Source organism: Pasteurellaceae bacterium RH1A, from assembly GCA_012221805.1.
Classification (GTDB): Bacteria; Pseudomonadota; Gammaproteobacteria; order Enterobacterales; family Pasteurellaceae; genus RH1A.
The window spans coordinates 1,904,985-1,917,915 of sequence record CP015195.1 but is presented as its reverse complement, the minus strand read 5'-3'; the positions used below and the strand labels follow the sequence as shown (position 1 = coordinate 1,917,915).

At 47.2% G+C, this 12,931-nt stretch carries 16 protein-coding genes; 6 read left to right on the top strand and 10 right to left on the bottom strand.

Annotated elements, in window-relative coordinates:
* Positions 1 to 807, bottom strand: a complete 807-nt coding sequence (locus tag A4G20_09040; GenBank protein QIW16468.1) for a hypothetical protein — start codon at positions 805 to 807, stop codon at positions 1 to 3.
* 19 nt (positions 808 to 826) lie between these two features.
* Complete coding sequence (locus tag A4G20_09035; protein QIW16467.1) at positions 827 to 1,660, bottom strand: hypothetical protein; 834 nt, start codon at positions 1,658 to 1,660, stop codon at positions 827 to 829.
* Between the two features lie 790 nt (positions 1,661 to 2,450).
* Here A4G20_09035 and A4G20_09030 point away from each other — a divergent pair.
* The 4 genes from A4G20_09030 to A4G20_09015 all read left to right on the top strand — a co-directional run bounded on the left by A4G20_09030 (position 2,451) and on the right by A4G20_09015 (position 5,742).
* A complete protein-coding gene (locus A4G20_09030) occupies positions 2,451 to 2,855 on the top strand; it encodes a transcriptional regulator (GenBank protein ID QIW16466.1) in 405 nt (134 codons plus the stop codon).
* An 11-nt stretch (positions 2,856 to 2,866) separates the two neighbouring features.
* The gene (locus tag A4G20_09025) at positions 2,867 to 3,493 is read left to right on the top strand and encodes a dephospho-CoA kinase (GenBank protein ID QIW16465.1); all 627 of its coding nucleotides are present in this window, start codon (positions 2,867 to 2,869) and stop codon (positions 3,491 to 3,493) included.
* A complete protein-coding gene (locus tag A4G20_09020) occupies positions 3,475 to 3,642 on the top strand; it encodes a DNA gyrase inhibitor (GenBank protein ID QIW16464.1) in 168 nt (55 codons plus the stop codon). Before A4G20_09025 ends, A4G20_09020 begins: the two co-directional genes overlap by 19 nt.
* A 150-nt stretch (positions 3,643 to 3,792) precedes the next feature.
* Positions 3,793 to 5,742 carry an acetate--CoA ligase gene (locus A4G20_09015; GenBank protein QIW16463.1) on the top strand — a complete coding sequence of 650 codons (1,950 nt, stop codon included), beginning with the start codon at positions 3,793 to 3,795 and terminating at the stop codon, positions 5,740 to 5,742.
* Between the two features lie 432 nt (positions 5,743 to 6,174).
* On the opposite strand, the gene A4G20_09010 is transcribed toward A4G20_09015, so the two are convergent.
* Positions 6,175 to 6,438 carry a hypothetical protein gene (locus A4G20_09010; GenBank protein QIW16462.1) on the bottom strand — a complete coding sequence of 88 codons (264 nt, stop codon included), beginning with the start codon at positions 6,436 to 6,438 and terminating at the stop codon, positions 6,175 to 6,177.
* A gap of 142 nt (positions 6,439 to 6,580) precedes the next feature.
* On the opposite strand from A4G20_09010, the gene A4G20_09005 reads away from it, so the two are divergent.
* Positions 6,581 to 7,132, top strand: a complete 552-nt coding sequence (locus A4G20_09005) for a transposase (GenBank protein ID QIW16461.1) — start codon at positions 6,581 to 6,583, stop codon at positions 7,130 to 7,132.
* A gap of 188 nt (positions 7,133 to 7,320) precedes the next feature.
* On the opposite strand, the gene A4G20_09000 is transcribed toward A4G20_09005, so the two are convergent.
* The 7 genes from A4G20_09000 to A4G20_08970 all read right to left on the bottom strand — a co-directional run bounded on the left by A4G20_09000 (position 7,321) and on the right by A4G20_08970 (position 12,093).
* Positions 7,321 to 7,611, bottom strand: a complete 291-nt coding sequence (locus tag A4G20_09000) for a hypothetical protein (protein ID QIW16460.1) — start codon at positions 7,609 to 7,611, stop codon at positions 7,321 to 7,323.
* A gap of 106 nt (positions 7,612 to 7,717) precedes the next feature.
* A complete protein-coding gene (locus A4G20_08995) occupies positions 7,718 to 8,413 on the bottom strand; it encodes a hypothetical protein (GenBank protein QIW16459.1) in 696 nt (231 codons plus the stop codon).
* Entirely contained in the window at positions 8,410 to 9,687 is a 1,278-nt protein-coding gene (locus A4G20_08990) for a trifunctional nicotinamide-nucleotide adenylyltransferase/ribosylnicotinamide kinase/transcriptional regulator NadR (GenBank protein QIW16458.1), read from the bottom strand. Before A4G20_08990 ends, A4G20_08995 begins: the two co-directional genes overlap by 4 nt.
* A complete protein-coding gene (locus tag A4G20_08985; protein QIW16457.1) occupies positions 9,687 to 10,565 on the bottom strand; it encodes a hypothetical protein in 879 nt (292 codons plus the stop codon). Before A4G20_08985 ends, A4G20_08990 begins: the two co-directional genes overlap by 1 nt.
* An 86-nt stretch (positions 10,566 to 10,651) precedes the next feature.
* Positions 10,652 to 11,128: a 2-C-methyl-D-erythritol 2,4-cyclodiphosphate synthase gene (locus A4G20_08980; GenBank protein ID QIW16456.1), complete on the bottom strand. Its 477-nt coding sequence runs from the start codon at positions 11,126 to 11,128 to the stop codon at positions 10,652 to 10,654.
* A gap of 9 nt (positions 11,129 to 11,137) precedes the next feature.
* On the bottom strand, positions 11,138 to 11,809 hold the full coding sequence (locus tag A4G20_08975; protein QIW16455.1) for a 2-C-methyl-D-erythritol 4-phosphate cytidylyltransferase: 672 nt from the start codon (positions 11,807 to 11,809) through the stop codon (positions 11,138 to 11,140).
* 8 nt (positions 11,810 to 11,817) lie between these two features.
* Positions 11,818 to 12,093, bottom strand: a complete 276-nt coding sequence (locus tag A4G20_08970; protein ID QIW16454.1) for a cell division protein FtsB — start codon at positions 12,091 to 12,093, stop codon at positions 11,818 to 11,820.
* Between the two features lie 139 nt (positions 12,094 to 12,232).
* On the opposite strand from A4G20_08970, the gene A4G20_08965 reads away from it, so the two are divergent.
* On the top strand, positions 12,233 to 12,901 hold the full coding sequence (locus A4G20_08965) for a hypothetical protein (GenBank protein QIW16453.1): 669 nt from the start codon (positions 12,233 to 12,235) through the stop codon (positions 12,899 to 12,901).
* Positions 12,902 to 12,931 lie beyond the last annotated feature (30 nt).

The window sequence follows — 12,931 nt, the reverse complement described above, 5'->3', positions numbered from 1 at the left end:
TTATTTAATCCAAATTCTGACTAAGGTGGTATCATCTGTTTTAATGGTATGATTTAATCTTTCCTGCTTAATTAAGGCTTCAAAATCTTTCTCTGTAATATGGCTTAATAAGCTCCATTTATCTGCCTTATTTTCTGCATTTCTCAAGGCCCATTCAGCCAGGGCATCGGTAAGAATCAGAATAAGCGGGGATTGGTATTGGCTTAGATCACAGGTTAGGAAATAGTCCTCTTTAAAACTTTCCCACTTAAATTGTTGGTTAAGTTCCCGCTTGGTGCTAAATAAGAGGGGGTTTTGTTTAAACTCTGCTGCTTGTTTGTAGGCAAAGCTTTGTTTGAAGGAGAGAGAGGCTTGCTGCTTTCTCATCAAGCGTCTTTGCTTTTTAGGCAACTTATAACTGTCTAAAAAAGGATAGTTTCCTGTTTGGAGGCCTTCTTGATCTAAAATCACGATCAGGCTATCCCCAACACAAAATAACTGGGCCTGGTTTTCTTCAAGGCTAACAGCAGCCAGGGTGGCAAAACTGCCCCGCTCAAAGGCATTTTGCTTGGCCCAGCTTAACTGGGAAACATCATATTTTTCTTCATAAGCTTGAATGGCCTGATTTAACCATTCCTGAGGGTTTTGAATAAAAGTCTCATGATCTTGGTCGAAACGCTCCACCAGTAACTGAGACCAAGATTTGGAGTCAAAGGACTCAGAAGCCCCATCACTTACCGCAAAGCGCAGGGCTTCGCGGTTAAGTTGGCTAGAATCTTCGTTGGTATAGTTGCTATCTTTAGATAGGGTCAATACTTCAACTTGCATATAAGCCTGATCCCCTTCATTAACGGAGTTGGGAGGCACGAGTGCCGATGTCGAAGAAGTCCACAATTTGCACTGCCTCAGCATTGAACATAAAGCCTCTAGAATTTTCATTAACATGGAATCCTTTTTCTCTAGCTGCCCCTAATAAGTGGCTTGGCAGTACGCTAGACATCTCAAATAAGGTTTGGGCATAGTGGTCATGTAATTCGTAATTATCTGAATTAAATACACTTTCTTTGTTGTTTGTATTGGAAATATGGAGATTAAAGAGAAGGACATTGCCATCATTAGTCCGAATATCAGTGAGCTGTTTAGCAGCATTGACTGGGGAACCATCGGTTGATTCACCATCGGTAATATGTAGCACAGTTGGTGGGTAGCTATCCGGGTGGGTATTACACCATTCGGTTAATTCATAGGCTGCGGCATTAAGGGCTTGATTCATTGGGGTTCCACCATTTGCAACAGCTTCAAACCAAACTGGGAATTTGATTTTATGTTCAACCAAGCCGCCTGCGCCATCGTCCATGCGTTTTAAGCGTTCTTCAATACGTAGGGGTTCATTTTCAATGGCGGAAATAGGGTGGATAATTTGGCTGCTCAAGGAACCATTAAAGCCATTGGTCGCCCCATTCAGGCCATAACCAATCACACCGACTTCAAAATAATCCCGAGTGCCTTCAGACTTGGTGCAGCGGGTAATAAGTGAAGCTAGGGTACGGTTTAAGACATCAGCAACCTGTTGGGCCTTGGTTCGGCCGGTTGATAAAACATCGCTCATAGAACCAGACTGGTCAATGATAAATAAGAAACAGGTTGGGTTGGAACGGCTAATTTCGGCAGTATAAGACATAAGATGCTCCTTATGGTTTTTGGTTTAAAAAAGGGTTTGAACTCGTTGGTTTCTGCGCCAGCTGAACAGATGCTTGGCCGAGAGCAGATGGCATTGGATGACTGGCTTGTGGTGGAATATTAGGTGATAGATTACGGGGATCTGGGCCAAAGCGGTTAGAACCCTTTGTACCAGGTGCAAAATAAAGCCAAATGTTAAATCCTAAAATAAGGATGATAAGAAAGATAGAAACAGAAGAAATTCGTCCTGTAAAACCATCTGTTTTTTCACTTACCTCACTAAGAATCAGTATAAAGCTATATAATAAAAGCCACCAACCGCTACAATTGAGATCATGCAATCTACGAACCGTTGTAGCAATACGAACCCACCATATTGGTATAAGGAGAATGAAAAAAAGTATACCTAATATTCCAATTTGAATTGAATTGCGAGATTCAGCTACATCATTGAATAGAAATATTCCTGTAAAAAGGATGAATATTGGTAAGAGTAACGTTGTAAGATCAACTAGAATAAATGTTTTTCTACGAATTCTACCTTGGATAGAAAATAATTCTTTTAATGTCATAATCTCCCCTAAAAATAGATAAGATAATAAATAAAGGTTAAATATTAAGTCAGATGTGAGAAAGTGCAGGACTTTTAGCTCAGTTTCAGTTAAAATTGGGCGAAAATTCTACAAGCCTCCTTTCGCTTAGATTACTTGATGTGATTGGGTTAGTTGAAGCGACAAGTTGAGAGAGAAAATGTACAATCTAGCACTTGACAAACCAAAAAGAGGAACATTATGGAAGTGATCGACAAGATCCGTTTTATGCGCGAATTAAACCAGTGGTCGCAGGAAGAAATGGCTGAAAAAATGAATATGTCAGTTAGTGGTTACGCTAAAATTGAGCGGGGGGAAACCAATTTAAGTGTGCATAAGTTAAAACAAATTGCCATGATTTTTGATGTGGATGTTTTTGAATTGGTAAATAATAAAGAAAAGGGGAATATTTATATAAATGGAGAAAATAGTGAATATAAAAACTTTAACAACACTAATTATTGCAATGATCAGGAGTTAAATAGTGAGATTGAAAAGTTAAATTTAATTATCTCCCATAAAAATGAATTACTTGCTCAAAAGGAAGCAGAGCTTAATCAATTAAAAGAAATTATTAGTCTGCTTAAACAACAACTTCAAAAATAATCAAGAAAGATATGACTTACATCGTAGGCCTTACAGGCGGAATTGGTTCGGGCAAGACCACCATTGCCAACCTCTTTGTAGAGGAGGGAGCAACTATTATTGATGCGGATCTTGTAGCCCGCCAGGTGGTGGAAAAGGGTTCACCGCTCTTGGCCAAGATTAGCCAGCACTTTGGGCCGGAGATTTTACAGGCCGATGGGGAGCTGGACAGGGCGGCTTTACGTAAGCGGGTTTTTAATTCGCCTGAGGAGAAAAACTGGCTTAACCAGCTCCTTCATCCGGCCATTCGTGCAGAAATGTTGCAACAATTAAGCGCTTGTCAGGCGCCTTATGTGCTCTGGGTAGTGCCTTTACTCATCGAAAATAAGCTTACCGAATTTTGCCAGCGGGTCTTGGTCGTAGATGTTGAACCTCAAGTACAATTAGAACGGGCCTTGGCTCGGGATGGCTCAGACAGAACTACCATTGAAAATATCATCAAGGCCCAGGTCGATCGCCCAACCCGCCTGGCCCATGCCCATGATGTGATTGAAAACAGCCTGCCCTTGGCGAACAATATGGCCCATCTGAAAGCCCAGGTGCAGGCCCTCCATCAAACCTATTTAAAACAAGGAAAATTATGTCAGAAACCATCGTAAATTGCCCAACCTGTGAAAAAGAAGTGGTTTGGTCGGCCCAAAACCCCTATCGCCCTTTCTGTTCTGAACGCTGTAAGCTGATTGATTTGGGCGAATGGGCTTCGGAAAATCGGGTGATTGCAGGCCAATCACAGCCGTTTGAGGATTAGGCCTTACCTCGATATACCCCAAAGGTGTTAAAAAAATGTGACACTGATCACAACATTTCATTAACATTCTTGATCTTTTTTTCGCTTTCTTTAGAGTGTTTTGCAAGCAAACTTGCTTTTAACCATATTTTTCTCTGTTGGAGGGGTTCTATGCAAAACACACCATCTCAAGTCTTCAAGCCCAGCGATGAATTTCGCCGTCAAGCCAATGTCTCAGGCCTGGAAAATTATCAGGCCTTGTTAGAGGCGGCAGACCAAGACTACCTGCAATATTGGGGCGATCTGGCCCGAGAGCTGATCACCTGGAAAAAGCCTTTTATGCAGATTTTCGATGAGAGCCAGGCGCCCTTCTACAAGTGGTTTACCGATGGCACCCTTAATGTGTCCTACAACTGTTTAGACCGCCACCTGCCCGACAAGGGCGATAAGCTAGCTCTGGTCTTTGAGTCGGATTTCGGCCAAATTTCCCAATTTACCTATGCCCAGTTGCACAATCGGGTCTGCCGTTTTGCCAATGCCCTAAGAGAACTAGGGGTTAGAAAGGGCGATCGAGTGGTTATTTACTTGCCTATGATTGTGGAAGCCGTGATTGCCATGCAGGCCTGCGCCCGTATTGGTGCCATTCATTCGGTGGTCTTTGGCGGTTTTTCAGCAGGCGCCCTGCGGGACAGGATTGAAGATGCCCAGGCCAAATTGGTCATTACTGCCAATGCGGGCCTGCGGGGTGGACGGATTTTGCCCTTGAAAGAAACCGTGGACGAGGCCTTGGAGATTGGCTGTAAAACCGTGGAAAACGTGATTGTTTACCACCGTGTTAATATTGATACCCCTTGGAAGAAGGGGCGGGACTTGTGGTGGAATGAGCTATCCAAAAACCAGCCAGCCTTTTGTGAGCCTGAATGGATGAATGCCGAAGATCCGCTCTTTATTCTTTATACCTCAGGTTCCACAGGCAAGCCCAAGGGCATTGTACACAGTACGGCGGGCTACCTCTTGGGGGCCATGAATTCCTTTAAAAATGTCTTTGACCACAAGGCAGACGACATCTACTGGTGTACGGCCGATGTGGGCTGGGTGACCGGCCATTCCTATGTCTGTTATGGCCCGCTGGCCAATGGGGCCACCCAGCTCATTTATGAGGGCGTGCCAAGTTACCCTGATGTGGGGCGGATTTGGCGGATGATTCAACGCCATAAGGTGTCGGTCTTTTATACTTCCCCAACCCTCATTCGCTCCCTTACCCGTTCGGGTGAGCAGGTGCCCAATAAGTATGATCTCTCCAGCCTGCGGCTCTTGGGCAGTGTGGGCGAGCCAATTAACCCGTCTGCCTGGCTTTGGATGCACCGCGTGGTGGGCAAGGAAAAATGCCCGATTGTCGATACCTGGTGGCAGACCGAAACAGGCTCCATTATGCTAGCGCCATTGCCTGGCGTGATTGCCACCAAGCCTGGCTCTTGCACCTTCCCGCTGCCTGGTTTGATGGCCGATGTGGTTAATGAGCAAGGCGAATCCTGTGCGGCTGAAGAGAGTGGTGTGCTGGTTATCAAGCGGCCTTTCCCGTCTATGTTGCGTAATGTTTGGGGGGATGAAGAGCGCTATAAATCCACCTACTTCCCTGAAGAATATGGCGGTAAATACTATGTGGCAGGCGATGCGGCCTACCGTGATCAGGACGGCTATTTCTGGATCTTGGGCCGCACCGATGATGTGCTTAATGTGTCTGGCCACCGTTTAGGCACGGCGGAAATTGAGTCTGCCTTGGTTTCCCACGAAAAAGTGGTGGAAGCGGCGGTGGTGGGCAAGCCTGATGAAATCAAGGGCGAGTCTATCGTGGCCTTTGTGGTCTTAAAAGGTATGCGGCCTGAAGATGAGGAGGCTCGAGCCTTTGCCGAAGAATTGCAGGCCTGGGTGGCCAATCAAATTGGTAAGATTGCCCGCCCAGAGGACATTCGCTTTGCAGACAACCTACCAAAAACCCGTTCAGGCAAGATTATGCGCCGCTTACTGCGTGCCATTGCCAAGAATGAGATGATCACCCAAGATATTTCCACTCTGGAAAACCCACAAATTATTGGCCAGTTGCAGCAGCAAATTGGCTAAATCAAAGGGCTGCCTAAGCAGCCCTTATTTTTGCAGAAAAACGCTGGATTTTTACCGCTTGTTATTTTACATCTCGATCTCCCCCGATAGCGCCAGCCTCCAGGCTGGTGCTCCTTTCCTCCCCCCAGATTTCCCAATAAACCACGGCACCAGCGAGGACGCTGGCGCCATCAATGAGAGCGTAAGATAGCGTCAGCCTCCAGGCTGGTGCTGTTTTCCTACCCCCAGATTTCAAATAAACCACGGCACCAGCGAGGACGCTGGCGCCATCGATGGTGAGCGTAAGATAGTGCCAGCCTCCAGGCTGGTGCTCATTTCCTGCCCCCAGATTTCCAAATAAACCACGGCACCAGCGAGGACGCTGGCGCCATCGATGAGAGCGTAAGATAGCGCCAGCCTCCAGGCTGGTGCTGCTTTCCTGCCCTCAGATTTCTAAACCACGGCACCAGCGAGGACGCTGGCGCCATCGATGAGAGCGTAAGATAGCGCCAGCCTCCAGGCTGGTGCTGCTTTACTACCATCAGATTTCCAAATCAACCACGGCACCAGCGAGGACGCTGGCGCCATCGATGATGAGCGTAAGATAGCGCCAGCCTCCAGGCTGGTGCTGCTTTCCTGCCCCCAGATTTCCAAATAAACCACGGTACCAGCGAGGGCGCTGGCGCCATCGATGAGAGCATAGGATAGTGCCATCATCAATTTGAGTTCTAAGCGTGGTTTTAAGCAATATAACCTAATATTTTTGTGATCTCGATCGAGAAATTAACCTGAAAAGCTAGCCATTTTCTACCTTATAGCTATTCTATGTGGCAAATTTTATTGAAAACAAGGATAGCTTATGAGTAGAAAATATAAATTCCACAATAAAGAAGGCGTGTACTTTGTCAGTTTTGCAACTGTTTATTGGATTGATGTTTTTATTCGAGAGGCTTATTTCCAGGTTCTTATTGAGGTCTTGGATTATTACCGTAAAAATAAAGGCCTAGTGCTTTATGCCTACTGTATTATGCCTAGCCATGTACATTTATTATTTAAGGCAGAAAATCAAAATCCAGCAGAAATGATACGAAGTTTTAAAAGTCTTACTGCCAAGCAATTAACCCAAAAAATTTCTGAAAATATACAAGAAAGCCGTCGGGAATGGCTTTTATGGATGTTTTCTCGGGCAGGTGCAAAGAAAAATTATATTAAGCACTATCAATTTTGGCAGCATAATAACCAGCCTATTGAAATTTATTCGCAGAAATTTTTTGATGAGAAATTAAGCTATATTCATCAAAATCCTGTGGAAAGTGGGTTTGTCGTGAATAGTTGGGAGTGGAAATATAGCAGTGCGAGAAATTATAACCAGCTAGATAATGTGGCTTTGGAGGTTGATGTTGATTTGTAGTAAAGTGAGATTGGGCACCAGCGAGGACGCTGGCGCCATCAATGAGAGCGTAAGATAGCGCCAGCCTCCAGGCTGGTGCTCATTTTCTCCCTAGATTTCCAAATCAACCACGGCACCAGCGAGGACGCTGGCGCCATCAATGAGAGCGTAAGATAGCGCCAGCCTCCAGGCTGGTGCTCATTTTCTCCCTAGATTTCCAAATCAACCACGGCACCAGCGAGGACGCTGGCGCCATCAATGAGAGCGTAAGATAGTGCCAGCCTCCAGGCTGTTGCTGCTTTCCTACCCCCAGATTTCCAAATAAACCACGGCACCAGCGAGGACGCTGGCGCCATCAATGAGAGCGTAAGATAGTGCCAGCCTCCAGGCTGTTGCTGCTTTCCTACCCCCAGATTTCCAAATAAACCACGGCACCAGCGAGGGCGCTGGCACCATCGATGAGAGCGTAAGATAGCGCCAGCCTCCAGGCTGGTGCTCATTTTCTCCCTAGATTTCCAAATCAACCACGGCACCAGCGAGGACGCTGGCGCCATCAATGAGAGCGTAAGATAGCGCCAGCCTCCAGGCTGGTGTTGCTTTCTTTCTTTATTTCACATCCCGATCATCCACCCCAACTAAGAGATATTCTCCCTTAATATTGGCCAGGCTGCGAAAGCCGATGTTAAAAATCTCGCAATGCTTGTTGCGATTGATGGGGCGGTAGTCAAAATTATCGTGGTGATGGCCGTGGAAAATCTTTTTGGCCCCCATTTTACGGGCCAGTTGGTTGATAACGGCAAAGCCCTGCGGGTGTGGCCGAGGGGCTTCGTGGGTGATGAGAATATCGGCCCGCTGGCCCTCCAAGCCCTCCACATCAGAGGGAAAAATAGAAGTGCGGTGGCGTAGGGGCAGGCCGCCCCGCCAGATCCGCTCTTGCGGCGCATACTGGCAGTAGTGAATAGGGTCGAAAAACATGGGACGGTGGGGGGGCATCCAAATATGGCCCCGAAAAACCCCGCCCAGGCCTGCAATCCTTACTCCTTCAATTTCCACCACACGGCCGTGAATATTACGCTCAATCCAGTTTGTTCCCCAAATGGCATCAAAGGCCGCCACGGTTTTGCTGTCGTGGTTGCCGTGAATAAACCAAATATCGCAATGCTGGGCCAGGCGGTCTAGCTCCTGGGTGGTGGTTAATTGTAAATCCCCCAAAATAACCAGCGACACGTTTTCTGCTTGTGCCTGCACAAAGGGGAAAAGGTGGGCGTAACTGCCGTGAGGGTCGCCCGCAAAAAGGATCATAGGTTTTCGTTCTCTAAATTATATTGTTTAAACTGCAAGGGGATGGGTTCTTCCTTTAAAATGGCCTCCACTACTTCCTTGGTTTGGTTGTAGCGGTCTAGATAACTTGGCGATTCAATTTCAATATAAGGCACCTTGTATTTTTCCAACAGTTTTTTGAGCAGTTGCTGGAAGCGCTGGCGTTGCTTGGCCGAACCCAGGCTACGCAGGCCATCATCCACCCATCTGGTATTGTTGGAAAGCAGGATGGTCACATCAAAAGGGTATTCCTTGATCATGGAATCCAAGAAAGGATGAGCCTTGCCCTCGTATTGCATACAGAAGGCTTGAGTGGTGATGTAGTCGGTGTCGATAATGGCTACCTTGTGGGCGTGCTTGGTGGCAAAATCCACATAGCGTTTGTGGCCTAGAGCCATTTGCGGGTAGTCTGAATACTGCATGGCCTGCTCGTCACCCCCTAATTGTTCAAAGACAAACTCCCGCCCATATTCCCAGGCTGAAGTTGTGTTAAAGACATTGGCCAGCTTGCTGACCAGCACGCTCTTGCCACTGCTTTCCCCGCCCAAAATGGCAATGGTTTTGACGAAGAAGGGCCGCACCTCTTTAGGGATAAAACGCCAGTACTGGAAGGGGTTGTTACGAATCTTGGTGGCGGATACATTAAAGGAGTTGCGTTCAGGATCGACCAAATGCACCTCTAAATTCAGGTATTTTTCGTAGGGTTCCTTGTCCTGGATCTCGCTGCTGAAGACCACACTGGGCTGGATTTGCTTTTCTGCAAAGAGCTTTTTGACCTCGGCCGCCCAGCCCTCCCAGCCGTTGGGGTAGCTCGGGATGCCATCTTCCACCAAGTGATGAATAAAGATCTGCTTTTGCTGGTATTTGAAGATCTGCTGCATCCAACGCAGACGATCCTGGTTGGTTGGCATGTGCTTCATCTTGCTGTCCTTAAAGAGCTGCAAGTCCCGTTCGGTATCGGTACAGACTACCACATGCAGTTGATCCACCTTACTAAAGGCCTCGTAGATCATATTGATATGGCCAGTATGCACAGGGTAGAACTTACCGAAAATAACCCCTACCCGCTTGCTGCTTTCTTCAACAATCTCCAAAACCTGATGGAGGGCCTTGAGCTTGGCCGCACTTGGGTTTTTAATCTTGCCGGTCACCAACTGGTTAAAATAGGCCCGGGTAACATTAGCACGCTCACAAACCTCATTGACCTTAAGATCGAGCTGCTTGCGTTTTTGTTGAAGATAAGCGTAGGTGGTCATTATGTTTCCTTAGTATTCAACGCATGGATTTTTTCAAAAAAGAGGTCGCCTCTGCCTTGTGGCTTGGCCTGCCCATTGGAGGATAAGATCAGCAAATAATTAAAGAGCCATTGCTTTACATTTTCAGCAATAAAGCGCTTAAATTGTGCTTTTTGTGGATCTTTGCCTGTTTGTGCCGCTTCAAGGCTGTCATAATATTGTAGGCGTTTGCTGTTTTCGCTTTCTAAAATGGTAATGGGGTAACCATGTTGTAATAAAATCAGGTTCATCACTAATCGAGCCGTCCGCCCGTTGCCATCCACAAAGGGATGGATGGTCACCAGCCGCTCGTGCATTTCTGCGGCCAATTCAACAGGGTGGAGCAGGTCTTGATTGGCCTGGTAGAAGGCAAAATAGCCCTCCATCAATTCATTGACCAAATAATTGGGCGGCGGTTCAAAATCACTGCCTGAAATCCGCACATCATATTGGCGGTAGGTACCCGCTCCCTCTCGGTCAATGCCGTGTAAAATCAGGCTATGCAGGGCCAGCAGATTATATTTATTAAAGGGCAGGTTCTTGCCTGCCATGTCCCGAATATAATCAATGGCTTCTTGGTGGTTGATGGCCTCTAAATGCTCAATCAAGCCCTTGCCCTTAACGGTCATTCCCTTGTTAATCACCAAATTGGTTTCACTTTTGGTCAGGGTGTTGCCCTCAATCCGATTGCTTTCGTAGGTATATTCCACATCAAAGGCCTGATTGAGGTTTTCCACCTGCTTGGCTGATAAGGGGCGAAAGCCATCCAAGCAAGTTTTTAGCTCACTAAGCTGGGCGTAAAGCTCGCTGAGGTTTTCGCTTTTAGGCCAAATTGGGTAGAGATCAAGGGAAGATTGCACGGTAGTTCCTGTTTTATGCCATTACAAGCGGGTCAATTATAGCTAAAATTTGCAAATTTGTCTGAAAAAGACAAGTATTTGCTACATTAAATTTTCACTAAGAGGGCAACCGCCTCGCAGGCAATGCCCTCGCCCCGGCCAGTAAAGCCCAGTTTTTCGCTGGTAGTAGCCTTGACATTGACCTGGCTAATATCGCAGGCCAAATCGTCAGCAATGGCCTGCCGCATTTGGTCGATATAAGGCCGCATTTTAGGGGCCTGGGCGATGATAGTCACATCTACATTGCCCACCTTATAGCCTTGCTCTTGAACCTGGCGGTAGGCCTCGATCAGAAGCCCACGGCTGTTGGCCCCCTTGTACTGCATATCGGTGTCAGGAAAGAGCTTGCCAATATCGCCTAAGGCCACCGCCCCAAGCAGGGCATCGGTCAGAGCGTGGAGGGCCACATCGCCATCAGAGTGAGCCAAGAGGCCCTTTTCATAGGGGATAGACACCCCACCAATAATAAGCGGGCCTTGGTTGCTAAAGGCGTGTACGTCAAAGCCGTGTCCAATTCTTATCATATAGGTTCCTTATCTCGTCAAATAAAACTCTGCCAAGGCCAAATCCTCCGGCCGAGTGACCTTTAAATTATCACTTCTTCCAGCCACCAAAAGCGGTGCAAAGCCCGCCAACTCCATGGCGGAAGCCTCATCGGTAATGGCACTTTTCTGGCTCACAAAGGCCGCTTGCAGGGCCGCTTTCAAGTGTTTGGCTGGAAAGAATTGCGGGGTGAGGGCGTGCCAAAGGGTAGAGCGGTCTTCCGTGTGGACAATTTTTGAGCCCAAAGCTCGCTTCATAGTATCCACCGCAGGCGTGGCCAAAATGGCGCCGTTTTCATCGGTGACTTGCAAGATTTTGTCCAAATCGGACCGCTTGAGGTTGGGGCGGGCGCCATCATGCACCAAGACCCAAGCCTCATCAGGCACAACTTGCAGGCCATTAAAGACCGAGTCAGCTCGGGTTTCGCCGCCAAAAACCACTTCAACCTTGGGCGATTTCAGGATGTCCAAGGCCGAATAAAAAGGGTCGTCTTTCGACACGGCTACCACAATTTTGCTGACCTGTTCATGAGCCAAAAAGGGGAGAATGGCCCGTTCCAAAATGGTTTTGCCCTGAAGGAGAAGATACTGCTTGGGCATCTGGGCCTGCATACGGCTGCCCACGCCCGAGGCAGGAATAAGGGCGATAATTTCACGCTGCATAGGTTTTCCTAGTTCTTGGGCACAATGCGGTAGAAGATTTCATCTGGTTTGACCATTTCACGGTCAAAGCGAGCCCGTTCCTCCAAGGCATTGACCCCGTTGGTTAGGTCTTCAATTTCAGCGGCAATTAAGTTATTACGGGCTTCGAGTGCGGCTTTTTCCTCTTGGAGTTTCTCCACCGCAGCCTTGGCGGTTTGGTAGTCTTCCCAGCCGTTTTTGGCAAACCAAAAACTGTACTGAAAATAAACAAAAATCAGGGCCAGAAAGGCAATTAAAAGGCGCATGATACTTCCTTTGGGGCTAAAACATTCCTGCTATGATAGCATAAATTGCCTCAAAGAGAGAAAGGGGAATAGGGGCTGGCTTGACACAAGGGGTATTTTCCATAAGATAGGTGAGGATTTCATCAAAAAAGGAGCATGTATGTCTAAAAAGTTAGTCCTATCAGGTGTGGTGATGGCCGTTTTATTGGCCGGCTGTGATGATCCTAAAGCGGCCAATAAGGAAAATTTTGGTAAGGCCATTCAGGAATTTATCGGCACTCAACCTGCCTATTGTGTGGACTTGAACCAAATCAGTATGCTGAAATTGCCAGAGGGTTCGCCTCTGATTTCGCCAGACAAGGTCTTCTTCCTTAAACGAGAAGGGGGCGATCCTTCCCGCACTCAACAAGTGGCGGAGGTTTTGGTGGGCGAGGGCTTACTCAGCAAGGAAACCCTACAGGCCGACCGCTTAGACTTGAGCAACCAGCCTAAAACAGAAAATTTTGATGTCTATAGCCTAACAGAAAAAGGCAAACCCTTTGTTTATCTAGCACCTAAGGGCAAGACACCTAAGCAATTAGATAAATTATGCACCGGCACCTTTAAGCTCAAGGAAGTGACCAATTTCACGGAGCCAAGCGAGGCCATGGGCATGAAGGTGTCTCGGGCCAGCTTTAGCTTTGAGCTCATGGATGTGGCCAGCTGGGCAGAAAATCCAGAGCTTAAGAAATTAGTCAAGAGTTTTAACCGTGATCCAAACGGCATGGTGGGCCGGGCAGACCTGGTGCTGATGAACGATGGTTGGAAGCATAGCCGCCTGGCTAAATAAGTTTTGGCCTTAGGGCTTAGAGAAAGGGGA